The organism is Sphingomonas melonis, assembly GCF_013409985.1.
In the GTDB taxonomy this organism is placed as follows: Bacteria; Pseudomonadota; Alphaproteobacteria; order Sphingomonadales; family Sphingomonadaceae; genus Sphingomonas; species Sphingomonas melonis_A.
On the sequence record NZ_JACCBY010000002.1, the window covers coordinates 787,313 to 812,842 of the forward strand.

General features: G+C 68.0%; 21 protein-coding genes. 12 read left to right on the forward strand and 9 right to left on the reverse strand.

Annotation, left to right across the window (positions count from 1 at the left end; genetic code table 11):
- Position 1: 1 nt before the first annotated feature.
- The 3 genes from pdhA to HD841_RS10290 form a co-directional block, all read right to left on the reverse strand.
- Positions 2-1,042 carry a pyruvate dehydrogenase (acetyl-transferring) E1 component subunit alpha gene (gene pdhA / locus HD841_RS10280; RefSeq protein WP_179508734.1) on the reverse strand — a complete coding sequence of 347 codons (1,041 nt, stop codon included), beginning with the start codon at positions 1,040-1,042 and terminating at the stop codon, positions 2-4.
- A 144-nt stretch (positions 1,043-1,186) separates the two neighbouring features.
- Positions 1,187-1,597, reverse strand: coding sequence for a MerR family transcriptional regulator (locus HD841_RS10285; RefSeq protein ID WP_373562994.1), 411 nt, complete (start codon positions 1,595-1,597; stop codon positions 1,187-1,189).
- A gap of 36 nt (positions 1,598-1,633) precedes the next feature.
- Entirely contained in the window at positions 1,634-3,226 is a 1,593-nt protein-coding gene (locus tag HD841_RS10290; protein ID WP_373562995.1) for a long-chain-fatty-acid--CoA ligase, read from the reverse strand.
- A gap of 225 nt (positions 3,227-3,451) precedes the next feature.
- On the opposite strand from HD841_RS10290, the gene HD841_RS10295 reads away from it, so the two are divergent.
- The 7 genes from HD841_RS10295 (at position 3,452) to paoC (ending at position 13,138) form a co-directional block, all read left to right on the forward strand.
- The gene (locus tag HD841_RS10295; RefSeq protein WP_179508737.1) at positions 3,452-4,588 is read left to right on the forward strand and encodes a thiolase family protein; all 1,137 of its coding nucleotides are present in this window, start codon (positions 3,452-3,454) and stop codon (positions 4,586-4,588) included.
- Positions 4,588-6,906: a 3-hydroxyacyl-CoA dehydrogenase/enoyl-CoA hydratase family protein gene (locus HD841_RS10300; RefSeq protein WP_179508738.1), complete on the forward strand. Its 2,319-nt coding sequence runs from the start codon at positions 4,588-4,590 to the stop codon at positions 6,904-6,906. Before HD841_RS10295 ends, HD841_RS10300 begins: the two co-directional genes overlap by 1 nt.
- A gap of 515 nt (positions 6,907-7,421) precedes the next feature.
- Positions 7,422-7,832 carry a DUF2147 domain-containing protein gene (locus HD841_RS10305; RefSeq protein ID WP_179508739.1) on the forward strand — a complete coding sequence of 137 codons (411 nt, stop codon included), beginning with the start codon at positions 7,422-7,424 and terminating at the stop codon, positions 7,830-7,832.
- Positions 7,833-7,868: 36 nt separating this feature from the next.
- Entirely contained in the window at positions 7,869-9,164 is a 1,296-nt protein-coding gene (locus HD841_RS10310; RefSeq protein ID WP_179508740.1) for an OmpP1/FadL family transporter, read from the forward strand.
- A gap of 169 nt (positions 9,165-9,333) precedes the next feature.
- Positions 9,334-9,969 carry an aldehyde dehydrogenase iron-sulfur subunit PaoA gene (gene paoA, locus HD841_RS10315; RefSeq protein ID WP_179508741.1) on the forward strand — a complete coding sequence of 212 codons (636 nt, stop codon included), beginning with the start codon at positions 9,334-9,336 and terminating at the stop codon, positions 9,967-9,969.
- Positions 9,966-10,922 carry an FAD binding domain-containing protein gene (locus HD841_RS10320; protein WP_179508742.1) on the forward strand — a complete coding sequence of 319 codons (957 nt, stop codon included), beginning with the start codon at positions 9,966-9,968 and terminating at the stop codon, positions 10,920-10,922. Before paoA ends, HD841_RS10320 begins: the two co-directional genes overlap by 4 nt.
- Positions 10,919-13,138, forward strand: coding sequence for an aldehyde oxidoreductase molybdenum-binding subunit PaoC (paoC, locus tag HD841_RS10325; protein ID WP_179508743.1), 2,220 nt, complete (start codon positions 10,919-10,921; stop codon positions 13,136-13,138). The genes HD841_RS10320 and paoC overlap by 4 nt, the downstream gene beginning before the upstream one ends.
- A 38-nt stretch (positions 13,139-13,176) precedes the next feature.
- Here the strand turns inward: paoC and HD841_RS10330 are convergent, their stop codons facing one another.
- On the reverse strand, positions 13,177-13,593 hold the full coding sequence (locus HD841_RS10330; RefSeq protein WP_179508744.1) for a hypothetical protein: 417 nt from the start codon (positions 13,591-13,593) through the stop codon (positions 13,177-13,179).
- Positions 13,594-13,961: 368 nt separating this feature from the next.
- Between HD841_RS10330 and HD841_RS10335 the strand changes: the two genes are divergently transcribed.
- The 3 genes from HD841_RS10335 to HD841_RS10345 all read left to right on the forward strand — a co-directional run bounded on the left by HD841_RS10335 (position 13,962) and on the right by HD841_RS10345 (position 17,933).
- Positions 13,962-15,326 (forward strand): cryptochrome/photolyase family protein, encoded by a 1,365-nt coding sequence (locus HD841_RS10335; RefSeq protein ID WP_179508745.1) that lies wholly within the window; start codon positions 13,962-13,964, stop codon positions 15,324-15,326.
- Between the two features lie 555 nt (positions 15,327-15,881).
- Positions 15,882-16,166, forward strand: a complete 285-nt coding sequence (locus HD841_RS10340; protein ID WP_179508746.1) for a hypothetical protein — start codon at positions 15,882-15,884, stop codon at positions 16,164-16,166.
- A gap of 225 nt (positions 16,167-16,391) precedes the next feature.
- Positions 16,392-17,933, forward strand: coding sequence for a DHA2 family efflux MFS transporter permease subunit (locus HD841_RS10345; protein ID WP_179508747.1), 1,542 nt, complete (start codon positions 16,392-16,394; stop codon positions 17,931-17,933).
- Positions 17,934-18,329: 396 nt separating this feature from the next.
- On the opposite strand, the gene HD841_RS10350 is transcribed toward HD841_RS10345, so the two are convergent.
- Both HD841_RS10350 and HD841_RS10355 read right to left on the reverse strand, forming a co-directional pair.
- On the reverse strand, positions 18,330-18,548 hold the full coding sequence (locus HD841_RS10350) for a hypothetical protein (protein ID WP_179508748.1): 219 nt from the start codon (positions 18,546-18,548) through the stop codon (positions 18,330-18,332).
- An 81-nt stretch (positions 18,549-18,629) separates the two neighbouring features.
- Positions 18,630-19,523 carry a LysR family transcriptional regulator gene (locus tag HD841_RS10355; protein WP_179508749.1) on the reverse strand — a complete coding sequence of 298 codons (894 nt, stop codon included), beginning with the start codon at positions 19,521-19,523 and terminating at the stop codon, positions 18,630-18,632.
- Positions 19,524-19,621: 98 nt separating this feature from the next.
- Here HD841_RS10355 and HD841_RS10360 point away from each other — a divergent pair, with 98 nt between their 5' ends.
- Positions 19,622-21,697 carry a malate synthase G gene (locus HD841_RS10360; RefSeq protein ID WP_257015402.1) on the forward strand — a complete coding sequence of 692 codons (2,076 nt, stop codon included), beginning with the start codon at positions 19,622-19,624 and terminating at the stop codon, positions 21,695-21,697.
- A 106-nt stretch (positions 21,698-21,803) separates the two neighbouring features.
- On the opposite strand, the gene HD841_RS10365 is transcribed toward HD841_RS10360, so the two are convergent.
- Both HD841_RS10365 and HD841_RS10370 read right to left on the reverse strand, forming a co-directional pair.
- Positions 21,804-22,394 carry an NADPH-dependent FMN reductase gene (locus tag HD841_RS10365; protein ID WP_179508751.1) on the reverse strand — a complete coding sequence of 197 codons (591 nt, stop codon included), beginning with the start codon at positions 22,392-22,394 and terminating at the stop codon, positions 21,804-21,806.
- Positions 22,395-22,449: 55 nt separating this feature from the next.
- On the reverse strand, positions 22,450-23,148 hold the full coding sequence (locus HD841_RS10370) for a pirin family protein (RefSeq protein ID WP_179508752.1): 699 nt from the start codon (positions 23,146-23,148) through the stop codon (positions 22,450-22,452).
- A gap of 102 nt (positions 23,149-23,250) precedes the next feature.
- Here HD841_RS10370 and HD841_RS10375 point away from each other — a divergent pair, with 102 nt between their 5' ends.
- A complete protein-coding gene (locus HD841_RS10375; RefSeq protein WP_179508753.1) occupies positions 23,251-24,171 on the forward strand; it encodes a LysR family transcriptional regulator in 921 nt (306 codons plus the stop codon).
- A gap of 310 nt (positions 24,172-24,481) precedes the next feature.
- Here HD841_RS10375 and HD841_RS10380 read toward each other — a convergent pair whose 3' ends face one another.
- Positions 24,482-25,483 (reverse strand): NAD-dependent epimerase/dehydratase family protein, encoded by a 1,002-nt coding sequence (locus HD841_RS10380; RefSeq protein WP_179508754.1) that lies wholly within the window; start codon positions 25,481-25,483, stop codon positions 24,482-24,484.
- Positions 25,484-25,530 lie beyond the last annotated feature (47 nt).

Here is a 25,530-nt window from a genome sequence, read left to right on the forward strand (position 1 = left end):
CTCAGTACGTCTCCACCAGCACGTCGGTATACAGCTCGGCCTCATCGGGCTCGGGCGTGCTCTCGGCGAAATCGGCGGCTTCGTTCACGGTCTTGCGGATCTCTTGTTCGATGGTCTTGAGGTCGGCCTCGGTCACGCCCTGCGCATCGAGCAGCTTCTTGACGTGCTCGATCGGATCGGACTTGTCGCGCACCCCCTGCACTTCCTCGCGGCTGCGATATTTGGCGGGGTCGGACATGGAATGGCCGCGATAGCGATAGGTCTTCATCTCGAGGATGACCGGACCCTTGCCGGCGCGCACCCAGGCGAGCGCCTCCTCGGCGGCACCGCGGCAGGCGAGCACGTCCATGCCGTCGACCTGGATGCCGGGGATGCGGAAGCTCTCGCCGCGGCGATAGAGCTGGTCCTCGGCCGAGGCGCGGTTGACGCTGGTGCCCATGGCGTATTGGTTGTTCTCGATCACGAAGATGATCGGCAGCTTCCACAGCTCGGCCATGTTGAAGCTCTCGTACACCTGGCCCTGGTTGGCCGCGCCGTCGCCGAAATAGGCGAGGCAGACGCCACCGTCGTTGCTGTACTTGTGGCCGAAGGCGAGGCCGGTGCCGAGCGACACCTGCGCGCCGACGATGCCATGGCCGCCGTAGAATTTATGCTCGGTCGAGAACATGTGCATCGAGCCGCCCTTGCCGCGGCTGATGCCGGCGGCACGGCCGGTCAGCTCGGCCATGATGACCTTGGGGTCGATGCCATAGGCGAGCATGTGGCCATGGTCGCGATAGCCGGTGATCACCGAATCCTTCTCGCCGTCCAGCGCCGACTGCAGGCCGACCGCGACCGCTTCCTGGCCGATGTAGAGGTGGCAGAAGCCGCCGATGAAACCCAGGCCATACAGCTGACCGGCCTTTTCCTCGAACCGGCGGATCAGCAGCATGTGCTTGTAGAAATCGAGCAGTTGCTCCTTGGTCGCCTCGAACGGCTTGGGATCGGCGGGACGCTCGCGATTGGTGAGCGGTACGGCGGGAGGAGCAGGCGATTTGGCCACGTATTACCTCAACGGTCCTGGGGATGTGGCGCTGCCTATAGTCCCCCTTCTGCCCGAACATCAATTCCCTGAGGCAAGAAGGTCGCGCGGTCGCGGACCGATGCCGGGCGCCGACGCCGCGTCCCGTTGAGTCGGAACGCGGATTCACCCCGCGGCGCGGCGCCCTTCGGGCTCGTGCGCGTGGACGCGGGCGAGCGCCTCGCCCTCCAGCTTGGCGAGGTCGGCGAGCGTCTGGTCGAGCGTGTCGCGTTGCTGCTCCAGCTCGGTGATCCGCTGGCGCACCCGCGCGGCGAGCGCGCGCATCTGTTCGAGATGCTGCGGGTCGGCATCGTAGAGGTCGAGGAATTCGGCGATATCGGTCAGCGAGAAGCCGAGCCGCTTGCCGCGCAGGATCAACTGCATCCGCGCGATCTCGCGCCGGCGATAGACGCGCGTCGTCCCGATGCGGGACGGCTCGATCAGCCCCTTGTCCTCATAGAATCGCAACGTCCGGGGGGTGATGCCGAGCATGTCGGCCACCTCCTGGATCCCTTGCAGGTCTCCGCCTTCGTCCATCATCCGCTCCCCCATACGCGCTACCCGGCCGACGGCTTATCGCGCCGCCTTGGCCTGCTCTTCCGCGACCAGTTCCTTCTTGGACAGCTTGCCGATCAAGGTTTTGGGCAGCGTGTCGCGGATTTCAACCTCGCGCGGCAGTTCGATCTTGCTGATCTTGTCGCGCAGGAAGTCGCGCAGTTCGGCCGCGGTCGCCGCGCCGGGCGGGTTGAGCACGACGAAGGCCTTGGGCGCCTGGCCGCGATGCGCGTCGGCGACGCCGATCACCACCGCCTCGACCACCGCGGGATGTTCGTAGAGCGCTTCCTCAATCACGCGCGGATAGACGTTGTAGCCGCCGCACAGGATCATGTCCTTGATCCGGTCGACGATGAACAGATACCCGTCGGCATCGAGATAGCCGACATCGCCGGTGCGCAGCGCGCCGTCGGCGAACGCCGCCGCGGTCTCGGCGGGCTTGTGCCAATAGCCCGACATGACCTGCGGCCCGCGGGCGCAGATCTCGCCCTTCTCGCCGGCGGGCACGATGCGGGTCGGGTCCTCGCGGTCGCGGATCTCGATCGTCGTGCCGGGAAACGGCAGGCCGGCGGAGCCTTCCTTGTTCACCCCCTCGAACGGGTTGCAGGTGATGATCGGCGACGCCTCCGACAGCCCATAGCCCTCGACCAGCTTGGCGCCGGTATTCGCCTCGAAGGCGTGGCGGACCTCGACCGGCAGCGGCGCGCCGCCCGAGATGCAGACCTTGATCGCCGACAGATCGGGGCGCTGCTCGGCCGGCAGGTTGGCGAGCGCATTGTAGATCGTCGGCACCGCGGGGAAATAGGTCGGCCGGGTGCGCTTGATCGTCGCCAGCAGCTGCTTCAGCTCGAAGCGCGGCAGCAGGATCATCTCCGCGGCGACCAGAGTCGAGAAGGTCAGCACGTTGGTCAGCGCGAAGACGTGGAACAGCGGCAGCACGCCGAGCACGCGATCCTGCTCGGGCACCTCGCCGCCGCAATGCACCAGCATCGCATCGGTATTGGCGACGATATTGGCGTGGCTGAGCATCGCCGCCTTGGGCGTGCCGGTGGTGCCGCCGGTATATTGCAGCACCGCCACCTCGTGCGGATCGACCGCGACCGGCTGCGGCGTGCCGCCCTTCTTCATGAAGTCGGCATAATAGAGGTGGCGGTCGCTCGCCGGAGCGCGACCGATCTCCTTGCGCTTGACCAGTTTGTAGCCGAACTTCTTGAGGCCCGGCAGCACGTCGGCGATCGGGCAGCTGATGACGTGGCGGATGCCGGTCTCGCCGGCGACCTTGATCACGCGCGCCTGGATCTCGGCGATGTCGCAGGTGACGATGATCTCCGCGCCCGAATCCTCGATCAAATGGGTCAGCTCGCGCTCGACGTAGAGCGGGTTGACGTTGACGACGATCCCGCCGGCCTTGAGCGTCGCGTAGAACAGCACCGGATAATAAGGCGTATTGGGCAGGCAGAGCGCGACGCGGGTGCCCTTGACCACCCCGAGCGCCTGCAACGCGGCGGCGGCGCGATCGACATCGGCGCCGAGCGCGCCCCAGGTGGTGATCCGGCCCATGAAGTCGACCGCCGGCCGATCGGGAAAGCGCAGGACCGACCGGTCGAGCATGTCACCGAGCAACCGCGGATGCGCGGCCAGCGGCACACCATGCTGGATCGCGAGCGACGGCATGATCGTCGTGCTGGTGTCTCGGCTCGCGTCGTCGCTCATCCGTGCATCCTCTCATCATATCTATCGAGCATATTGTCGGCTCGCACCACTTGACGTAATGGGAAGGTATCGCACCTATACGGCATCCCGCAAGTCTCGGTTGCCTGCAAGAGAGAGGTTTTCATGACCAACGTCGTCATCGCCGGTTATGCGCGCTCGCCCTTCCATCTCGCCGGCAAGGGCGCCCTCGCCCGCGTCCGCCCTGACGACCTCGCCGCGCAGACGATCCGCGGGCTGATCGAGAAGACCGGCGTCGACGCGTCGGAGATCGAGGACGTCATCCTCGGCTGCGCCTTTCCGGAGGGCGAGCAGGGCCTCAACGTCGCGCGGCTGATCGGCCTGCTCGCCGATCTGCCGCTGTCGGTCGGCGGCATGACGGTGAACCGCTTCTGCGGATCGTCGATGAGCGCGATCCATATCGCGATGGGCCAGATCCAGATCGGCGCGGGCGAGGCCTTCATCTGCGCCGGCCTCGAGTCGATGAGCCGCATCCCGATGGGCGGCTACAACCCCCTGCCCAATCCGGCGCTCGCGAAGGCGAATCCGGGCGCGTACATGGGCATGGGCGACACCGCCGAGAACGTCGCGACCAAATACCAGATCACCCGCGGCGAGCAGGATGCGTTCGCGGTGAAGAGCCAGCAGAAGGCCGCCGCGGCGCGGGCCGACGGCCGCCTCGCCGAAGAGATCGTGCCGATCACCACCAAGGCCGGCACCGTTAGCGAGGACGGCACGATCCGTCCCGACACCACCGTCGAGGCGCTCGGCAACCTCAAGCCCGCGTTCAGCCAGGAAGGATCGGTGACCGCCGGCACCTCGTCGCCGCTGACCGACGGCGCCTCGGCGGTGCTCGTCACCTCCGAGGCGTTCGCGAAGAAGCACGGCCTCAAGATCCTCGCCCGGATCAAGGCGGTGGGCGTGTCGGGGATCGAGCCCGAGACGATGGGCCTCGGCCCGATCAGCGCCTCGCAGAAGGCGCTCGCCCGCGCCGGCGTGTCGGTCGCCGACCTCGACGTGGTCGAGATCAACGAGGCGTTCGCGAGCCAGGCGATCGCCTGCATCCGCGACCTCGGCCTGAAGGACGAGACGATCAACAAGGACGGCGGCGCGATCGCGATCGGCCATCCGCTCGGCGCGACCGGTGCGCGCATCGTCGGCAAGGCGGCGGCGCTGCTGGAACGCGAGGGCGGCCGCTATGCGCTGGCGACCCAGTGTATCGGCGGTGGCCAGGGCATCGCCACGGTGCTGGAGCGCGCATGATGGCCGACGCTATTCGCAAAGTCTGCGTGATCGGCGCCGGCGTGATGGGCGCCGGCATCGCCGCGCAGGTCGCCAACGCCGGCATCCCGGTACTGCTGCTCGACATTCCGGCGCGTGAGGGTGACGATCGCGACGCGGTCGCCAAGGGCGCCGTCGCCCGGATGCTCAAGACCGATCCCGCGCCGTTCATGTCGGCCGGCGCGGCGAAACTGGTCGAGACGGGCAATATCGACGACCATCTCGACCGCGTCGCGGAATGCGACTGGATCGTCGAGGCGATCGTCGAGCGGCTCGACATCAAGCAGTCGCTCTACGCCAAGCTGGAGGCCTTGAAGCGCCCCGGCACCGCGGTGTCGTCGAACACCTCGACGATCCCGCTCGGCAACCTCGTCGAGGGGCGCTCGGACCAGTTCAAGGCCGACTTCCTCATCACCCACTTCTTCAATCCGCCGCGCTACATGCGGCTGATCGAGATCGTCCGCGGCGCGCACACCGATGCCGCCGTGGCGGAGAAGGTCGAGGCGTTCGTCGACCGCTTCATGGGCAAGCGCATCGTCCGCGCCAAGGATACGCCGGGCTTCATCGCCAACCGCATCGGCACCTATTGGCTTGCCGTCGCGATCAACGCCGCGATGGACCAAGGGCTGACGGTCGAGGAGGCCGACCAGATCGGCGGCCGGCCGATGGGCGTGCCCAAGACCGGCATCTTCGGCCTCGTCGATCTCGTCGGCGTCGACCTGATGCCGCTCTTGTCGAAGAGCCTGTCGTCGACGCTGCCGCAGGGCGACCCCTATTTCGACACGGTGCGGCCGATGCCGCTGGTCGACAAGATGATCGCCGAGGGCTTTACCGGCCGCAAGGGCAAGGGCGGCTTCTACCGCTTCGACAAGGCGACGAAGACCAAGCTCGCGCTCGATCTTGCGACCGGCGACTATCGCGAGGGGATCAAGCCCGCCGCGCTGCCGCCGAAGGCCGAGAAGGATCTCGCCGCACTGATCGCAGTGCCGGGCAAGGTCGGCGAGTACGCCTGGGAGATCCTCGGCAAGACGCTCTCTTATGCCGCGATGCTGGTCGGCGAGGCCGCCGACGATATCGTCGGCATCGATGACGCGATGAAGCTCGGCTACAATTGGAAGTTCGGGCCGTTCGAGCTGATCGACCGGATCGGCGCCGCCACCTTTGCCGCGCGACTGCGCGACGAGGGCCGCAGCGTGCCCGCGATCCTCGACACCGCGGGCGACCGGCCGTTCTACCGCGTCGTCGACGGCAAGCGCCAGTTCCTCACCCTAACGGGCGACTATCAGGACGTCGTGCGCGGCGAGGGCGTCGTGCTGCTCGAGGATATCAAGCTCGGCGCCGAGCCGATCGTCAGCAACGCCTCCGCGGCGCTCTGGGACATCGGCGACGGCGTCGCCGCGCTCGAATTCACCACCAAGATGAACGCGCTCGACGGCGAGATCATGGCGCTGATCCAGCAGGCGATCCCGATCGTCGAGCAGCGGTTCAAGGCGCTGGTGATCTATAACGAGGGCTCGAACTTCTCGGCCGGCGCCAACCTCGGCATGGCGATGTTCGCCGTCGCCGCCGGCATGTGGGGCGAGATCGAGAAGCTCATCGCCGGTGGCCAGCAGGCGCTGAAGGCGCTGAAATACGCGCCCTTCCCGGTCGTTTCGGCGCCCGCCGGCATGGCGCTCGGCGGCGGCTGCGAGGTGCTGCTCCATTCGGACGCGGTGCAGGCACATGCGGAGACCTATGTCGGCCTCGTCGAATGCGGCGTCGGCCTGCTGCCCGGCTGGGGCGGCAACGGCGAGATGCTCGACCGTATGGCGAAGGCGCCGATGATGCCGCGCGGGCCGATGCCCGCCGTCGCCAAGGCGTTCGAGATGATCTCGACCGCGCAGGTCTCCAAATCGGCGGCGCTCGCCAAGGAGATGATGTTTCTGCGGCCGAGCGACGGCATCACGATGAACCGCGACCGGCTGCTCGCCGACGCCAAGGCCAAGGCGCTGTCGCTGGTCGACGGCTATGCGCCGCCGGAGAAGCCGACCTTCCGCCTGCCCGGCGAAAGCGGCCGCGTCGGCATCGCCGGGGTGGTCGACGGCTTCCGCAAGAAGGGGATGGCGACGGAGTATGACGAAGTCGTCTCGGCCCGGCTGGCGATGGTGCTGACCGGCGGCGACGCCGATCTGGTCGACATCGTACAGGAGGACGACCTGCTCAAGCTGGAGCGCGAGGGCTTCATGGACGCGGTGAAGGACCCGCGCACCCAGGCGCGCGTCCAGCAGATGCTGACGACGGGCAAGCCGCTGCGGAACTGATCGGAACCCTTCCTCTCACGGGGGGGACGCTTCCAAATGGCCGGGCTGGTGAGGTTCGATCGCTTTCCTCATCAGCTTCGTCACCCCGGACTTGTTCCGGGGTCCACCCAGCCGCAAGAGAACGGTCTCGGATCAAGCCTTTCCCCCCGCCGCAGAGTGGACCCCGGAACGAGTCCGGGGTGACGGGGTGGGGCGGGAAGGCACCGGCTCGAACCAACGATCATGTGCGGCAGCCCTCCCCCGCATCGCGAGGGCATACTTCGGTCCGTGGCCCCCGCGCCGCACCTTGCGCGAAACCGCCCCGGCCACCCAACCCCCGCTTGACACCCGACGCCAGCGGGTTAGGCGGGCCGCAGGTTGCCGTATACGGCATCCTGTTAGCCATTAGGTCATCGTTCATCGTTGACCGGCAATGATGGCGACACACCGCGACCGTACAGATACGGCGCGAAAGCTTTGAAAGGCTTGATCGATGCGCGTGGCTGTTAGCGCGCATCACGGAGAGGAGAATACGCATGTCCCTGCTATTGCTGGGCGCCCTGCTCGCAGCGGCCCCTGCCCCCGCCGCCGACACGGCGATCGGTCGCTGGAAGACCGAGACGAAGAACGGCGTCGTCGAGATCCAGCGCTGCGGCCCGTCGATCTGCGGCCGGCTGCTGACCTCCGAACTGCTCCGCCAGCAGCCCGATCTCAAGGACGCCAACAACCAGAATGCCGCGCTGCGCAATCGCCCGCTCAAGGGGCTGATGCTGATCAGCGGCTTCACCGCCGACGGTGAATCCTGGTCGGGTGGCCAGATCTACAATCCGGAAGACGGCAAGACCTACAAGGCGAAGGTGACGCCGATCAACGCGAACACGCTCAAGGTTCGCGGCTGCGTCTTCGTGCCGCTGTGCAAGACGCAGACCTGGACGCGCATCCGCTAATCCGTCCCTCCCCAGTCAGCTTTAGGAAATCCCGCAATGACCCTTCGTAAGACCTCCCTGCTCGCGACCGCGGTGCTCGGCTCGTTCGGTTTCGCCACCGTCGCGCACGCGCAGGCCTTCTACCTGCAGGAACAGTCGGCGCGCGGCGCCGGTCGCGCCTTCTCGGGCGAAGTCGCCGACACCGGCCCCCAGTCGCTGTGGTGGAACCCGGCGTCGATCGCCGGCATGGAGCATGGCGAAGCGGCGATCAACGCATCCGGCATCCTGCCCAAGGGCAAGGTCGTCAACGACGGCACGCTGGTGCAGCGCACCCGGGCCGGCCAGTTCGCCGCCGTCGGTGGCGACCAGGTCGCGCGCAACCCGATCGACAAGGGGCTGCTGCCGTCGGGCGCGGTTGCGATGCCCTTCGGTCCGGTCGCGATCGGCCTTGCGGTGACCTCGCCGTACAGCTTCACCACCGACTATGACTCGACCAGCTGGACGCGCTACAGCGCGACCCGCACCAAGCTGCAGACGATCGACATCCAGCCCTCGATCGCGATCGCGCTGACCGACTGGCTGCGCGTCGGCGGCGCCGCCAATGTCGAGCACGTCTATGCCAGCCTCGGCAACAGTCTGCCCAACATCGCCTCAACGACCGACGGCCGCCAGAAGCTGGAAGGCGACGGCTGGGATCTCGGCTGGACCGCGGGCGTGCAGATGCACAACGATTGGGCGACCGTCGGCATCAGCTACAAGTCGCGCATCGAGCACACGCTGAAGGGCGACCTGCTCGTCGAGGGGCTCGTCGGCCCGCTCGCGACGCAGAACCGCACCGTGTCGGATGTCGAGGCGAGCTTCTACACACCGGCGCAGGTGATCGTCGGCGCCCGTATCCGCGCCACGCCGCAACTGACGCTGAACGGCCAGGCGGTCCGCTACAATTGGAGCAAGTTCGATGCGATCCGCCTCGGCGCGCCGCTCAACACCGCGCTGCCCGAGAATTATCGGGACAGCTACAGCCTCGCCGGCGGGCTCGACTATGAGGTTTCGCCGCGGCTGACGCTGCGTGCCGGCGTGCAGCATGCGACCACGCCGACGCAGAACGGGCTGCGCGACGCGCGCGTGCCGGACGCCAACCGCTGGAACTATGGCGCGGGCGGCACCTTCCAGCTCACGCCGAAGTTCGGCATCGATCTCGCCGCCAACTACGTCGATTTCAAGAACGCGACGATCGACCGGCCGACGCAGGCCTATACCGGCACGATCGCACAGACGACCGTGCTGACCCGCGGGTCGTTGCAGGACGCGCATGCCGTCGTCCTGTCGGCCGGCGCCCACATCGGCTTCTGATCGGAAAGTCCGGGTTTCGCCTGTGATAGGTGGAACCCGGACCTACCGTGCCGCGTAGTCCAACCAAGCGTTTGCTTTGGTTGGATAAGGCAGGATAAGCCCCACCGGAGCCGATAGACGATCGGGATCATAGAGGTCCCGGCGCTCGACAGCATCACGGGGGCCTCCTATGAGCCAGAATGAATTTCAGATGTCCCGCCGCGGGGTGATCGCGGTCGGGACCGTCGGCGTTGCCGCAACCGCACTGCCTGCCGAAGCCGCGACGCCGCAGATGCAGGATCGCGCGATGACTCCGACCATGCCGGTGACGCTCAAGGTCAACGGCCGCACCAGCCGCCTCGACCTCGACACCCGCACCACGCTGCTCGACGCGCTGCGCGAACATTGGAAGCTGACCGGCACCAAGAAGGGCTGCGATCACGGCCAGTGCGGCGCGTGCACGGTGCTGGTCGACGGTCGCCGCATCAACTCCTGCCTCACCCTCGCGGTGATGCACGACGGCGATTCGATCACGACGATCGAAGGGCTCGGCAAGCCCGACGACCTGCATCCGATGCAGGCCGCCTTCATCAAGCATGACGGCTATCAGTGCGGCTATTGCACGCCCGGCCAGATCTGCTCGGCGGTGGCGGTGCTCGACGAGATCAAGCGCGGCGTGCCGAGCCACGTCCAGGCGGATGTCGCCGGCCAGCCGACCGCCACCGCGGCGGAGATGCGCGAGCGGATGAGCGGCAACATCTGTCGCTGCGGCGCCTATTCCAACATCATCGAAGCGATGAGCGAAGTCGCAGGGGCGAAAGCATGAAGGCCTTTACCTACGAGCGGGCCGAGACGCCCGCGGCCGCGGCGGCGGCGGTCGCTGCCAAGGCCGGCGCCAAGTTCATCGCCGGCGGCACCAACCTGCTCGACCTGATGAAGCTCCAGATCGAGCAGCCGGTGCATCTGGTCGACGTCAACCGCCTCGCGCTCGACAAGATCGAGCCGACGCCGGACGGCGGCCTGCGTATCGGCGCGCTGGTGCGCAACACCGATCTTGCCGCCGACCCGCGCGTGCGGCGCGACTATGGCGTGCTGACCCGCGCGATCGTCGCGGGCGCCTCGGGCCAGTTGCGCAACAAGGCGACGACCGCGGGCAATCTGCTCCAGCGCACGCGCTGCCCGTATTTCTACGACACGAACCAGCCGTGCAACAAGCGCAAGCCCGGTTCGGGCTGCGCGGCAATCGGCGGCTACAGCCGCCAGCTCGGCATCATCGGCACCAGCGACGCCTGTATCGCCACTTATCCCGGCGACATGGCGGTGGCGATGCGCGTGCTTGATGCGACGGTGGAGACGGTGCAGCCGTCGGGGCAGACCCGCCGCATCCCGATCGCCGATTTCCATCGCCTGTGGGGCGACACGCCGCATATCGACACCAATTTGCAGCCGGGCGAGCTGATCACCGCGGTCACGCTGCCCAAGCCGGTCGGTGGCACGCACCTCTATCACAAGGTGCGCGATCGGGCGTCCTACGCCTATGCGCTCGTCTCGGTGGCGGCGATCCTCCAGCGCGACGGCAGCGGCCATGTCGCGATCGGCGGCATCGCGCCCAAGCCGTGGCGCGTGGAGGCGGCGGAAGCCGCGCTGCCGCAAGGGGCGAAGGCCGTGACGAGCCGCCTGCTCGCCGGTGCCCGCCCGACCCAGGACAATGCCTTCAAGGTGCCCCTCGTCGAGCGCACGCTCGCCGCGGTGATGGCCGAAGCGAAAGACGCAGCATGAAGTTTGATCAGCCCGCCGGCCAGAACCCGATCGACCAGCTCAAGGTCATCGGCAAGCCCACCGATCGCATCGACGGCAAGTTCAAGACGACCGGCACCGCGCCCTACGCCTATGAGCGTCACGACGTCGCCCCGAACGCCGCTTACGGCTACGTCCTCGGTGCGGGCATCGCCAAGGGGCGGATCGCCGCGATGGATCTCGCCGCCGCCAAGGCCGCGCCCGGCGTGCTGACGATCGTCACCGCCGACACCGCAGGGCCGCTCGGCAAGGGCGACATGAACACCGCCAAGCTGCTCGGCGGACCCGCGGTGGACCATTATCACCAGGCGATCGCGCTCGTCGTCGCCGAGACGTTCGAACAGGCACGCGCCGCCGCGGCGCTGATCCGCGTCGATTATGCGCGTGAGAAGGGCCGGTTCGACCTCGACACCGCGCTCAAGACCGCGCCGCTGAAGGGCGACAGCAGTGGCGAGGGCAGCTCCGCGCCCCCCGTTGACCGCGTCGGCAATTTCGAAAAGGCGTTCGCCGCCGCGCCGGTCCAGCTCGACGCCGTCTACGAGACGCCCGACCAGAGCCACGCGATGATGGAGCCGCATGCCAGCATCGCGCGCTGGGAGGGCGAGAAGCTGACGCTGTGGACGTCGAACCAGATGATCGCCTGGGGCAAGGGCGACGTCGCCAAGACGCTCGGCATCCCCAAGGACAATGTCCGCCTGATCTCGCCCTATATCGGTGGCGGTTTCGGCGGCAAGCTGTTCGTCCGCTCTGATGCGGTGCTGGCGGCGCTGGGTGCCAGGCAGGCAGGCCGGCCGGTCAAGGTCGCGTTGCAGCGCCCGCTGATGATCAACAACACCACGCATCGCCCGGCGACGCGCCAGCGTATCCGCCTCGGCGCCGGCAAGGATGGCAGGATCACCGCGATCGCGCATGAGAGCGGGTCGGGCGATCTGCCCGGCGGCGGTCCCGAGACCGCGGTGTCGCAGACCAAATTGCTGTATGCGGGCGCCAATCGGCTGATCTCGATGCGGCTCGCCGTGCTCGACCTGCCCGAAGGCAATGCGATGCGCGCGCCGGGCGAGGCGCCCGGTCTCATGGCGCTCGAGGTCGCGATGGACGAAATGGCGGAGAAGCTGAACATGGACCCCGTCCAGTTCCGCATCGTCAACGACACCCAGGTCGATCCCGAGAAGCCCGAGCGCAAATTCTCGCAGCGCCAGCTCGTCGAATGCCTGCGCATGGGCGCCGACAAATTCGGCTGGTCGCAGCGTCAGGCGAAGCCGCGTTCGGTCCGCGACGGCCGCTGGCTCGTCGGCATGGGCGTCGCGAGCGGCTTCCGCAACAATATCACGATGAAGTCGGGCGCGCGCGTCGGCATCGACAAGAAGGGCATGGTCACCGTCGCCACCGACATGACCGACATCGGCACCGGCAGCTATACGATTATCGCGCAGACCGCCGCCGAGGTGATGGGCGTGCCGCTGGAGAAGGTGAACGTGCTGCTCGGCGACAGCAGCTTCCCGGTCGCCGCCGGTTCGGGCGGCCAATGGGGCGCCAACAGCTCGACCGCGGGCGTCTATGCCGCCTGCATGAAGCTGCGCGAGACGGTGGCGCAGACGCTCGGCTTCAACTCCGCCGACGTCGAATTCGCCGACGGCAAGGTCCGCTCGGGCAACCGCAGCGTGCCGCTGGCGCAGGCGGCGGGCGAGGCCGGCCTCTCCGCCGAGGATACGATCGAGTTCGGAGACCTCGCCAAGAAGGCGCAGCAATCGACCTTCGCAGGCCATTTCGTCGAGGTCGGCGTCGACGCCTATACCGGCGAGATTCGCATCCGGCGCATGCTCGCGGTGTGCGCGGCGGGGCGCATCCTCAACCCCAAGTCGGCGCGCAGCCAGGTGATCGGCGCGATGACGATGGGCGTCGGCGCGGCGCTGATGGAGGAACTGGCGGTCGACAAGCGCTTCGGCTTCTTCGTCAACCACGACCTCGCCACCTATGAGGTGCCGGTCCATGCCGACATCCCGCATCAGGAGGTGATCTTCCTCGACGAGGTCGATCCGATGTCGTCGCCGATGAAGGCCAAGGGCGTCGGCGAGCTCGGCCTGTGCGGCGTCGGCGCGGCGATCGCCAATGCGATCTACAACGCCAGCGGCGTGCGCATCCGCGAATATCCGATCACGCTCGACAAGGTCATCGCCGGCAACGCGATGATCGCCTGATTGCGCGTCCCCCCTTCCGCCGGGAGGGGGGACAGCGCCTACCGGTCCCGCGCCACCGTCACCGCGGCGACATGCAGCGGATAGTCGCGGTCATCCTCCGCCATCCACACCTTGCCCGCGCGATCGGTGAGGTAGAAGCGGCAATAGATGCTGCGATCGTCCGCGAAGCGCAGGCACACGCGATCCGGCGTCACCCGATAGCGGCCCTTCGAATCCGGCTTGTCGTTGTAGCGCAGCGTATAGCCGTCGCCGGCCGCGGCGAACCGCTCGACCGGCGGCACGGCGCCCTCGCGCGTCTGCACGCTGCCACGCACCAGCTTCTCCAGCGCCGTGCCGCGGACCAGCGTCATCTGCTCGGCGCCGCGGATCGGCACCGGCAGCCGCGGGGCGGGCGCCTCGGGCGCGGAGGGCGAGCAGGCGCCGAGCATCATCGCCGCCATCATGATCCGCTTCATCGTTCCGTCCCTCGTCCCACGCCCCCACCCTAGGCCGGATCGACAGCCAAGCCCCGAAGAAAATTCCTCCCCCGCCAGGGGGAGGTGGCATGCCGAAGGCATGACGGAGGGGGAGGACACGCAACCGAGGACGTCACTTACCTCCCCCTCCGTCACGCCCTTCGGGCGCGCCACCTCCCCCTGGCGGGGGAGGAATTGGACTGAACGTCGATCCGGCCCGGCACGGCCGACGCAGCGCGAACCGCGCCCACGCGCCACCGTCCCCGGAACGAGGCCGGGGGTGACGGGAGGGTGGACAAACACCTCCTCGCACGTCCACGCCAACCACCACGGGAACCGCAAACCGCGCCCGAACGCTCAGCACAGCGATGACCGAAACGACCCTGCTGTGGCTGCGCCAGGACCTGCGCCTTCACGACCAGCCCGCCCTCGTCGCCGCCGCGCATGCCGGCCCCGTGATCCCCGTCTACATCCTCGACGACGACGCGCCGGGCAAATGGGCGATCGGCGGAGCGCAACGCTGGTGGCTCCATCACAGCCTCGCCGCCCTTGGGGAAGACCTTGCCGCAAAGGGCAGCCGCCTGATCCTGCGACGCGGCGATGCGGTCACCATCCTGCGGCAGCTGATGGATGACACCGGCGCGACCCGCATCCACGCGATCTGCCATTACGAACCGTGGTGGCGACGCCAGGAGGAGGCGCTCGGCGACACGCTGGAGTTGCACGACGGCAACCGCCTGTCGCGCGTCGAGGACATCACCACCGGCGCCGGCACGCCGTTCCGCGTGTTCTCGTCCTTCTGGCGCGCGCTGCAGGCGCAGCTGCCGCCCGAAGAGCCCCTGCCCGCGCCCGACACCATCCCCGCCCCCGATCGATGGCCGAAGAGCGACGCGCTCACCAACTGGCGGCTCCTGCCGACCAAGCCCGACTGGTCGACCGCCTTCGGAACCGACTGGACGCCCGGCGAGGCCGCCGCGCTCGCCAAGGCGCAGGACTTTCCCGACGAGGTCGCCGCCTACGACCGCCGCCGCAACCTGCCGTCGGAAGACGGCACCTCCCGTCTTTCGCCGCACCTCCACCACGGCGAGATCTCGCCGCGGACCGTCTATCACGCGCTCGGCCATGGCGCCGAGGCGGCGGCGTTCCTGCGCGAACTCGCCTGGCGCGACTTCACCGCGGGCGTGCTGCTGGCGCTGCCCGATTACGGCAGCGTCAACGGCCGCCACAAATATGATGCGCTGCCCTGGCGCGACGACGCCGATGCCCGGCGCGACCTGAAAGCCTGGCAGCAGGGCCGCACCGGCTATCCCATTGTCGACGCAGGCATGCGGCAGCTCTGGCGATCGGGCTGGATGCACAATCGCGTGCGGATGATCACCGCCAGCTTCCTCGTCAAACACCTGCTGATCGACTGGCGCGCGGGCGAGCGCTGGTTCTGGGACTGTCTGGTCGATGCCGATTACGGCAACAATTCGGTCAACTGGCAGTGGATCGCCGGCACCGGGGTCGACGCCAACATGTTCGGCCGGATCATGGCGCCGCTCGGCCAGTCCGAGAAGTTCGACGCCGCCGACTATATTCGCGATTGGGTACCGGAACTCGCCGACCTGTCGGACGCGACGATCCACGATCCCGACGCGCACGGCGTCCGCCCGGCCGCCTACCCCGCCAAGATCATCGGCCACCGCGAAGGCCGCGAACGCGCGCTCGCCGCGGCGCGGACGTTGAAGTGAAGGACTGACCGGCATCGAAGGTACGTGTCTCCTACGCCGCGACAGCCATTCCCGATGTACCAAGCAAATTGGCGACTTCTGAAAACAAACCGCTTCGCCCGACGTATAATGGATACGATCGACGGGATTGTGCTGTTGATCTGGCCTGCACCACCCGAGATTTGCCAATCAAGCATAATGAACAGATTACACACCTTCAAAGTATTGGCGGCGTAACCTCTTATTAGCCGCATCCCGTCACCGATCACATGCCATCACGTTGAAGGAGAGGCATGTGAAGCTGCATTTATTCGTCGGTGCGTTGCTGTGCGGGACAATCGTCGTATCCGCATCGGCCCAATCTTCGCATTCAGTGCGGGGCTACACCCGAAAGGACGGGACCTATGTCGCGCCTCATCGCGCGACCAATCCGAATGGGACGTTATCCGATAACTGGTCCACCAAGGGGAACGTCAATCCCGATACTGGCAAGCCCGGGACGGTCGATCCGTATCGCGCGCCCTCCTGGTCAGGCGCGTCCACTGGCGCCGAGGCTCGCAAGAGGAGCGCATTTTAATGCGCCGCGTTCCAGCCTTCATGGCGGCGGCCATTGCGATGCTCGCCATTGCAGCCCCGGCCGATGCCCGCGGCAGCCTCAGCGATGCGCAGATCAAGCAGCGCATCATCAAACAGTCGATCGCGGCATATCCAGGCTCCTGCGCCTGTCCGTACAATTCTGCACGGAACGGATCGAGCTGCGGCGGCCGCAGTGCGTGGAGCCGCGGCGGCGGCTATGCGCCTTTGTGCTATGCGAAGGACGTTGATTTGGCGCAAGTCCGCGCTTGGAAACAGGCGAACTGATCGCGCGATGCCGGGCCGTCCGCCCGGCATCGTCACCCTCCCGCGTCGAACGGATGTCAGGCGGATTGTGGCAACCGCCTGCACGTCCTGAACTGCATCAAATATCCCCTGCATCCTTCAATCCTGCCGCCCCTGTCCCTATATCGTCTTCAGCGAAGGCCCATGCAGACGACCCGGCCACGCACGCCGGAGAGGCCCGTCAGTGTAGAAAGCCCCGCCCCTCGCATGCACCTCCATCTCCCCGCCGTCCTTGATCCGCGCCTCTATCTCAGGCCGCGGCGGCGCGGGATTGCTTCGGTCAATGCCGAGGTCCGCGACGGCATCGTGCCCGCCGGCGATGCGATCGCCCAGACCAGCGATCATGCCGGCGGTGCCGAACCCACCCGCAACTACCGCACCGTCGCGCTGATCATCGCCACCGCGATGTTCATGGAGAATCTCGACGCCACGGTGCTCGCCACCGCCCTGCCGACGATGGCGCGCGACTTCGGCGTGCGCGCGCCCGAGATGAGCATCGCGCTCACCTCGTATCTGCTCGCGCTGGCGATGTTCATCCCCGCCTCGGGCACGATGGCGGACCGGTTCGGCGCGCGCCGCGTGTTCCGCGCCGCGATCGGCCTGTTCGTCGTCGGCAGCCTCGCCTGCGGCCTGTCGCCGAGCCTGGAGATGATGGTCGTCGCGCGCTTCGTACAGGGTATCGGCGGCGCGATGATGATGCCGGTCGGGCGACTGGTGCTGCTGCGCTCGGTCGCCAAGCGCGACATGGTCTCGGCGATGTCGTGGCTCATCATGCCCGCGCTGATCGGGCCGATCGTCGGTCCGCCGGTCGGCGGGCTGATCGTCACCTATCTCGACTGGCGCTGGATCTTCTGGCTCAATCTGCCGATCGGCATCGCCGGCATCATCCTGGTCGGCCGCTTCATCGCCGACGTGCGCGAGGACACGCCGCACCGGTTCGATCCAATCGGCTTCCTGCTGTCGGGGGCTGCGCTCGGCTGCCTCTTGTTCGGGTTCGAGATGGCGAGCCGCCCCGGCGAGGGCCCGCTCGCCGCGACTTTGGTCGCGATCGGCGCGCTGTTCGGCTTCGCTTATTGGCGCCACGCGCGGCGCACCGAACATCCGATCCTCGATCTGTCGCTGATGCGCATCCCGACCTTCCGCCTCTCGGTGCTCGGCGGCTCGCTGGCGCGGATCACGCAGGGCGCGCAGCCGTTCCTGCTGCCGCTGATGATGCAGCTCGCCTTCGGCCTCACCGCCGCGCAGAGCGGCGCGATGACCGTCGCCTCGGCGATCGGCTCGTTCGGGATGAAGGGGGTCGCGCGCCGCATCCTCAAGCGGTTCGGCTTCCGCAACAGCCTGATCGTGATGGGCGCGGCGGGCAGCGCCGCTTATGCCTGCTGCGGCCTGTTCAACCCGTCGTGGCCGCTGCCCGCGGTGTTCGCGGTGCTGGTCGTCTCGGGCTTCCTGATGTCGTTCCAGTTCACCGCCTACAACACCATCGCCTATGACGAGATCGCCAAGGACCGGATGAGCGCGGCGACCAGCTTCTATTCGACGTTCCAGCAGCTGATGCTGTCGCTCGGCATCTGCATCGGCGCGACCGCGCTGCACGTGTCGATGCTGTTGCGTGGCGAGGACGGCGTGACCTTCCCCGACTTCACCTTCGCCTTCTGGACGGTGACGGCGATCTCGCTGACCGCGATCGTCGTCAACGCCAAGTTCGATCCCCAGGCCGGCGCCGAACTCAGCGGGCGGACGAAGGGCTGACCTGCCCCCGACGTACGAACGACCCGGAGCGGTCCGCACCGCTCCGGGTCGTTATCACCCAGATACACGGGTGAAAGCTTAATTGGGATCGACGTTCATCCCCTCAGGGCACGGCGATGCCTATGGCCGAGGTGGTGAGGCGGTGAGGCGGTGAGGCGGTGAGGCGGTGAGGTTCGATCGCTTTCCTCATCAGACCCGTCACCCCGGACTTGTTCCGGGGTCCACCCATCCGCAAGGCAATGGTGCCGAATCAAGCCCCTCTCCAAGCCGCAGAGTGGACCCCGGAACAAGTCCGGGGTGACGGGGTGGGAAAGGCGACCGGCTCGAACACACGTTCCGAAGCGATGGCCCACCCAGAGGGAGGAGTCCTCCCCAGGCTCCGATCGCCGATCCGCCCTAGCGCTGCTTCGCCGCCGCCTTCTGCGCGCGGGCCTGCTTGGCATAATGGTGGTGCATCGCGACGCAGCCCGCGGCCGCGCCGAGGACCGCATGGCCCTTGCCGACATAATGGCCGGCGACGCCGCCGGCGGCGGCACCGCGGATACAGCCCTTGGCGAGCGCCGGCTGCGCGCCGACCAGGGCGGTCGCGGCGGCGAGGAACATCAGCGTCTTCATGGCTCACTCCTGTAACGAAACCGTGCTGCGACAAGCGGTGGCGGACGCGTCATGTTCCATGAATTCGGCGTCATGCCGCCGTCACTCTTCCCAGCGCGCCGGGTCGATCGTCCCGTGCAGGAAGGCGACGAAGGCGCCGACCGCGGCCGACACCATCGGGCTGCGCAGGTGGACCGCGAAGATGCCGACCTCCGCCGATCCCTCCCAATCGGGCAGCACCCGCACCAGCCTACCGTCGCGCAGCGCATCGCCGACATCCCACAGCGACCGCAGCGCGATCCCCACCCCGCCGAGCGCGAGTTCGCGCACCATCTCGCTCGAATTGGTGCGCACATGGCTGACGTGGTCGATGGCTACGTTTCGGCTGCCGGCGGCGAGCCGCCACGGCATCTGCCCGTCGGCGGCGAGCAGGCGATGGCGGGCGAGATCGCGGATCGTCGCCGGCTGGCCATGGTCGGCCAGATAGGCGGGCGCCGCGCACAGGATACGCCGGCTCTCGCCGAGCCGATGCGCGACCAGCGCGTCGGGCACCGCACGCGCGATGCGGATCGCGCAATCGACGCGCTCGCCGAGCAGGTCTACGAAGCGATCGCTGAGGTCGAAGCGCAGGTCGACCGCAGGATAAGCGGCGAGGAACGCGCCCAGGTGCGGCGCGACGTGCAGCCGCCCAAACGAGGTCGGTGCCGATACGCGCAGCGGCCCCGCCGGTGCGTCGCGCGCGCCGGTCACCCGCGCCTCCGCCGCCCCCAGCGCGGCGACCACCTCGGCCAGATCGTCGCGGAACCGCGCCCCGGCCTCGGTCAGCACCAGCCGGCGCGTCGTCCGGTGCACGAGCGACACGCCCAGCCGGTTCTCCAGCCGCTGCAACCGCTTGGACACCATCGCCGGCGAGATGCCGAGGCCGCGCGCCGCCGCCGACAGGCTGCCGCCATCGGCCACCGCGACGAACAAGGCATAATCGGGATCGAACGCCATTCGTTCCTCAGGCGATAAAGTGCTTCAACATCTTCATGGCTAGCGAACGGCTGGCGGCCGGTCTAGCCTCACCGCCTCTGCGAGAGGATCGAGAAGTTATGGACCGTGCCGGCCTCACCATCGCCCCCCAGCTCGTCGCCTTCATCGAAGAGCAGGCCCTGCCCGGAACCGGCCTTGCCGCGCCCGCCTTCTGGACCGGCGTCGCCGCGCTCTTCGCCAGCGTCACGCCGGAGAACCGGGCGCTGCTGGCCGAACGCGACCGGCTCCAGGCGGCAATCGACGCCTGGCATCAGGCCCATGCCTTCGACCCCGCCACCTACCAGGCGTTCCTGACCGACGTCGGGTATCTGGTCCCCGAGCCCGCCCCCTTCGCGATCGACCCGACCGGCGTCGATCCGGAGATCGCGACCATGGCCGGACCGCAATTGGTCGTCCCGATCCTCAACGCCCGCTTCCTGCTCAACGCCGCCAACGCGCGCTGGGGAAGCCTGTACGACGCGCTCTACGGCACCGACGCGCTGCCCGGCGCGCCGTCGCCCGGCGGCTATGACGCGGCGCGCGGGGCGCAGGTCGTCGCCTGGGCGAAGCGCTTCCTCGACGACGTCGTGCCGCTCGCGGGTGGTCGCTGGGCCGACTGGGCCGGCGGCACGCCCGCGCTTGCCGACCCGGCGCAGCTGGTCGGTCGCGCCGGCGATAGCCTGCTCCTTCGCCACCACGGCCTGCACATCGAAGTGGCGATCGACCGCACCCACCCGACCGGCGCCACCGACCCCGCCGGCATCGCCGACGTGCGGCTGGAAAGCGCGCTCACCACGATCTGCGACCTGGAAGACTCGATCGCCGCGGTCGATGCCGACGACAAGGTCGCGGCATATGCCAATTGGCTCGGGCTGATGCGCGGCGACCTCGCCGCCAGCTTCGTCAAGAACGGGCGGACGGTGACCCGCACGCTCGCCGCCGACCGCGTCTATACCGCTCCCGACGGCAGCACGCTGACGCTGCCTGGCCGCAGCCTGCTGTTCGTCCGCACCGTCGGCCATCTGATGACCACGCCCGCGGTCCGCCTGCCCGACGGCAGCGATGCGCCCGAAGGCATCCTCGACGCCATCGTCACCGCGCTGATCGCGCTGCACGATCGTGGCCGCAACAGCCACAGCGGCGCGATCTACATCGTCAAGCCGAAGATGCACGGCCCGGCCGAGGCCGCCTTCACCAACCGCCTGTTCGACGCGGTCGAGGATCTGCTCGCGCTGCCGCGGCACACGATCAAGCTCGGGCTGATGGACGAGGAGCGGCGCACCAGCGCCAACCTCGCCGCGTGCATCCATGCCGTGCGCCACCGGCTGGTCTTCATCAACACCGGTTTCCTCGACCGCACCGGCGACGAGATGCACACCGCGATGCACGCCGGCCCGATGATCCCGAAGGGTGAGATGAAGGCGAGCACCTGGATCGCCGCTTATGAGAACCGCAACGTGCAGATCGGTCTCGCCTGCGGCCTGTCGGGCAAGGCGCAGATCGGCAAGGGGATGTGGGCGGCGCCCGACCGCATGGCCGACATGCTCGATCAGAAGATCAGCCATCCGCAGACCGGCGCCAACACCGCCTGGGTGCCCTCGCCGACTGCTGCGACGCTGCACGCGACGCATTATCATCGCGTCGACGTCTTCGCACGCCAGCGCGCCCGCAGCACCGAAGCGCCTGCACCGCTCGCCGAGCTGCTCGCCATCCCGGTCGCCGACACGGGCCGCGACTGGCAGGCGGACGAGGTGCGCGACGAACTGGACAACAACGCACAGGGCATCCTCGGCTATGTCGTGCGCTGGGTCGATCAGGGGATCGGCTGTTCCAAGGTCCCCGACATCCATGACGTCGGCCTGATGGAGGATCGTGCGACGCTGCGCATCTCGTCGCAGCATATGGCGAACTGGCTGCTGCACGGGGTCGCGTCCGCCGCCGATGTCGATGCGGCGTTCGCGCGGATGGCGGCGAAGGTTGACGTGCAGAATGCGGGCGATCCGCTCTACCAGCCGATGCACGGCAATGCGGATACGAGCCTCGCCTATCGCGCAGCCCGCGCCCTGGTATTCGAGGGGGTCAGCCAGCCCAACGGCTACACCGAACCGCTGCTCCACCGCTTCCGGGCCGAGCGCAAGGCGGCGGACGTTCGATAGCCGGTCCGGGGAGTCCCGATCGTCGGAGCTATCGTCCTACCTAGCGTTGGGTTGCGACCTTCGCAGGTTCAGGGGAACGGACACCGCACGGGCGAGACGTTTGGGCTTAGTACGGCGGTGCCGTCACCGCGCGTTGAGCGCGCGCCGCTGCGGTCCACCAGGCGAGGTCGTCCGCGAAACGCGGGAACGCCTTTGCCAGACTTGCGCCCCCCTCACCCACCGGCTCCGCCTCGGCGGTGAGCGCATGGCCGATTCCGCCGACGGCGAGGCTGCTCGACACCACGATCATCCCCATCTCCGACAGGATGCCGTGCCACGCGAGGCCGGCGCGCGCACCGCCGGCGCGCCCTGCCGAATAGCTGGCGATCGCCGCCGGCCGCCAATACCATTCCTCGAGGAAATGATCGGTGAGGTTCTTGAGGCCGGGCTGGACGCTCCAATTATACTCGCCCGCGACGAAGACGAAAGCATCCGCCGCCTTGATCTTGCCCGCAAGCTCCTCGAGCGCCGCCGGCGCCTCGCCCTTCGGATATTCCTTGTACATCCGGTCGAGCATCGGCAGGTCGAGCGCCTTGGCGTCGATCAGCTCCGGGCTGGCACCACGCGCGCGGAACGCCTCGACCAGATAGTCAGCGAGACGGATGCCCTGCCGGTCCGACCGGTAGGAACCGTAGAATATCAGGATCTTGTCGCTCATCCATGCACCTTCGCGGCAGAAGCCGGGGAGCGCAAGATGCGCTCCCCGGGGCGGGTTAGGCGGCGTCGACCAGGACGATCTCGGCATCCTCGATCGCCGTGACGCGGATCACCGCCTCGTCGACGATCGCCGCACCGTCGCGGGCGTCGAGCGCCATGCCGTTGATCTCGACCTTGCCCGTTGCCGGGACGAGATAGGCGTGATGGCCGACACCCAGCGCATAGTCCGCCGTCTCGCCCGCCTTGATCGTCGCGCCGACGATACGCGCATCGGTGCGGATCGGCAGCGCATCGGCATCATCGCCGAACCCGCTGGCGAGCGTCACGAACTTGCCCGAGCGTTCGCCCTTGGGGAAGGGCTTGGCGCCCCACGACGGCGCCGCGCCGCGCGTCTTGGGCTCGATCCAGATCTGGAAGATCGTCGTCGTGCCGGGTTCGCGATTATATTCGGAGTGGCGCACGCCCGATCCGGCGCTCATCACCTGCACGTCGCCCGCCTCGGTGCGGCCGATATTGCCCAGGCTGTCCTGATGCGTGATCGCGCCCTCGCGGACATAGGTGATGATCTCCATGTCGGCGTGCGGATGCGGCGGGAAGCCGGTGCCGGCGGCGATCGTGTCGTCGTTCCAGACGCGGATCGGGCCCCAGCCCATGCGCTTGGGATCGTAGTAATTGGCGAAGGAGAAATGATGCTTGGCATCGAGCCAGCCGTGGTTGGCACCGCCGAGGCTGGCGAAGGGGCGACGTTCGATCATGGTCTGTCTCCTGGGGAAGCCGGGACGCTTCCTGTTGAGCCCAAGATGGGGGAGAGTGTCGCTTGACGAAACGGCAATGATGGCATCTCATCATTGCCGTTTATGACACGTCGACTTCCCGATTTCGAAGCCTGGGCGATCTTCGCCAAGGTCGCCGAGCGCGGCTCCTTCGCCGGGGCGGCGCAGGCGCTCGGCCTTGCCAACCCCACCGTCTCGAAGGCGATCGCGCGGCTGGAGGCGCGGCTCGGCGTCGCCCTGCTGTCGCGCACCTCGCGGCGGCTGTCGTTGACCGAGGCGGGCCGCAGCGCGCTCGCCCGTGCCGGCCGCATCCTGCAGGAGGGCGAGGCGCTGGAGGACGAGGCGGCGGAACAGTCCGATGTCGCGCGCGGGCTGGTGCGGATCTCGGCGCCGCTGTCGTTCGGCACCGCGTACGTCGGCGCGACGCTGCCCGAGTTCCTCGCCGCCTATCCGGAAATTACGCTCGACTTCGCGCTCAGCGACCGGCGCGTCGATCTCGTCGCCGAGGGCTTCGATCTGGCGCTGCGGATTGCGGCGCTGGAGGACAGTTCGTTGCTCGCGCGGCGGCTGTGCACGGTCCGTATCCTGCTCGTCGCCGCCCCCGGCTATCTCGACACCCATGGCCGGCCCAGCCACCCGGCACAGCTGCAGCATCATTGCGCCTTGGCCTATACCGGCGGCACGAGCCGCGGGGTCTGGCGCTTCGCCCATCCGCAGTTCGGCGAGGAGACGGTCGAGCCGCCGGTGCGCGTGTGGACCGACAATGCCGACATGCTCAACCCGGCGCTGCTCGCGGGCCAGGGACTGGCGCTCCAGCCCGAGTTCCTCGTCTGGCGCGAGCTGCGCGAGGGACGGCTCGAGGTGGCGATGCCCGAGTGGAGCGTTGCCCCGCTCGGCCTCCACCTCATCACCCCGCCGAGCCCGCTGCGGCCGCGCCGCGTTCAGGTGCTGATCGACCATTTCGCCAGGGCGCTGGCGAAGGCGCCCTGGGCGGCGGCATCCTGAGGCGGGACAGACATTCAGGCCAATTCCTCCCCCGCCAAGGTAAGGGCCATCGCACGAATATGGCTGCGATGATGAGGTTCGATCCGCGTCCTCCTCTAACCCGTCACCCCGGACTCGTTCCGGGGTCCACTCTGCGGCGAGGAGAAAGGCTTGATGGGACAGCGTTCTCTCGCGGCCCGGTGGCCCCCGGAACGAGTCCGGGGTGACGGGGTGGGATTGGAAGGCGGCGGACCCAAGCTACCGCCACATGCGATGGCGCTTTCCCTGGCGCGGGTGGCGTTTTCTCCAAAAACCTGAACGTCGATCCCGCCTAGATCCGGTGATACCTGCGGTACCAGTCGACGAAGCGCGGCACGCCGGCGTCGATCGCCGTGGTCGGCCGATAGCCCAGATCGTCGGCGATCGCGGTGATGTCGGCAAAGGTGCGCACGACATCGCCGGGCTGGATCGGCAGGTCGCGGCGGATCGCCGGCCGGCCGGTCGCCGCCTCCAGCAGACCGATCACCCGGCCGAGCGGCTCGGAACGGTTGTTGCCGATGTTGTAGAGACGGTGCGGCGCGACGCTGCCGCCGGCCTTTTCCTGCCCGTCGTCGGGCGGCGGCTGGTCGTGCGCGGCGATCACCCCGGCGACGATGTCGTCGATGAAGGTGAAGTCGCGTTCCATCTGGCCGTTGTTGAAGACCGGGATCGGCTCGCCGGCGAACATCGCGCGGGTAAATATCCACATCATCATGTCCGGCCGGCCCCAGGGGCCGTAGACGGTGAAGAAGCGCAATCCGGTCTGCGGCAGGCGATAGAGATGCGCGTAGCTTTCGCTCATCACCTCATTGGCGCGCTTGGTCGCGGCATAGAGCGACACCGGGCGGTCGACGCGATCCTCGACGCGGAAGGGCACCGAGCTGTTGCCGCCGTACACCGACGACGAGGACGCATAGACCAGATGCGCGACCCGCCGCGTCCGGGCCAGTTCGAGGATGTTGAGGTGGCCGACCAGGTTGGACTGGCCGTAGACCTCGGGATGATCGATTGAATAGCGCACCCCGGCCTGGGCGCCGAGATGGACGATGCGTTCGACCTCATGCGGTGCGAGCGCGTCGCGCAACGTCGCCGCATCGGCGAAATCGACGTGCAGGAAGGTGAAGCGGTCCCCGTATCGCCCGGAGAGTTCGGCGAGACGGGCCTGTTTGAGCGCCGGATCGTAGTAATCGTTGAGCGAGTCGAGCCCGACGACGCTGCCGCCGCGGGCGAGCAGCGCCTCCGCCGTGTGCATCCCGATAAACCCCGCCGCACCGGTGACCAACGTCTTCGGCATTGTTCCTCTGCTCCGTCATCGTTCCGGCCATCGCGAGCCGCGCGCGC

Excerpts from the sequence above, each read along its gene's own strand:
- HD841_RS10340 (WP_179508746.1), top strand. The coding sequence starts at position 15,882 with ATGCGCCGCGTTCCAGCCTTCATGGCGGCGGCCATTGCGATGCTCGCC.
- HD841_RS10290 (WP_373562995.1), bottom strand. The coding sequence starts at position 3,226 with ATGCTCGACCGGTCGGTCCTGCGCTTTCCCGATCGGCCGGCGGTCGAC.
- paoC (WP_179508743.1), top strand. The coding sequence starts at position 10,919 with ATGAAGTTTGATCAGCCCGCCGGCCAGAACCCGATCGACCAGCTCAAG.
- HD841_RS10355 (WP_179508749.1), bottom strand. The coding sequence starts at position 19,523 with ATGGCGTTCGATCCCGATTATGCCTTGTTCGTCGCGGTGGCCGATGGC.
- HD841_RS10375 (WP_179508753.1), top strand. The coding sequence starts at position 23,251 with ATGACACGTCGACTTCCCGATTTCGAAGCCTGGGCGATCTTCGCCAAG.
- HD841_RS10370 (WP_179508752.1), bottom strand. The coding sequence starts at position 23,148 with ATGATCGAACGTCGCCCCTTCGCCAGCCTCGGCGGTGCCAACCACGGC.
- HD841_RS10285 (WP_373562994.1), bottom strand. The coding sequence starts at position 1,597 with ATGGACGAAGGCGGAGACCTGCAAGGGATCCAGGAGGTGGCCGACATG.
- HD841_RS10380 (WP_179508754.1), bottom strand. The coding sequence starts at position 25,483 with ATGCCGAAGACGTTGGTCACCGGTGCGGCGGGGTTTATCGGGATGCAC.
- HD841_RS10365 (WP_179508751.1), bottom strand. The coding sequence starts at position 22,394 with ATGAGCGACAAGATCCTGATATTCTACGGTTCCTACCGGTCGGACCGG.
- HD841_RS10295 (WP_179508737.1), top strand. The coding sequence starts at position 3,452 with ATGACCAACGTCGTCATCGCCGGTTATGCGCGCTCGCCCTTCCATCTC.
- HD841_RS10320 (WP_179508742.1), top strand. The coding sequence starts at position 9,966 with ATGAAGGCCTTTACCTACGAGCGGGCCGAGACGCCCGCGGCCGCGGCG.
- HD841_RS10310 (WP_179508740.1), top strand. The coding sequence starts at position 7,869 with ATGACCCTTCGTAAGACCTCCCTGCTCGCGACCGCGGTGCTCGGCTCG.
- HD841_RS10360 (WP_257015402.1), top strand. The coding sequence starts at position 19,622 with ATGGACCGTGCCGGCCTCACCATCGCCCCCCAGCTCGTCGCCTTCATC.
- HD841_RS10330 (WP_179508744.1), bottom strand. The coding sequence starts at position 13,593 with ATGAAGCGGATCATGATGGCGGCGATGATGCTCGGCGCCTGCTCGCCC.
- HD841_RS10335 (WP_179508745.1), top strand. The coding sequence starts at position 13,962 with ATGACCGAAACGACCCTGCTGTGGCTGCGCCAGGACCTGCGCCTTCAC.
- HD841_RS10345 (WP_179508747.1), top strand. The coding sequence starts at position 16,392 with ATGCACCTCCATCTCCCCGCCGTCCTTGATCCGCGCCTCTATCTCAGG.
- HD841_RS10305 (WP_179508739.1), top strand. The coding sequence starts at position 7,422 with ATGTCCCTGCTATTGCTGGGCGCCCTGCTCGCAGCGGCCCCTGCCCCC.
- HD841_RS10350 (WP_179508748.1), bottom strand. The coding sequence starts at position 18,548 with ATGAAGACGCTGATGTTCCTCGCCGCCGCGACCGCCCTGGTCGGCGCG.
- HD841_RS10300 (WP_179508738.1), top strand. The coding sequence starts at position 4,588 with ATGGCCGACGCTATTCGCAAAGTCTGCGTGATCGGCGCCGGCGTGATG.
- paoA (WP_179508741.1), top strand. The coding sequence starts at position 9,334 with ATGAGCCAGAATGAATTTCAGATGTCCCGCCGCGGGGTGATCGCGGTC.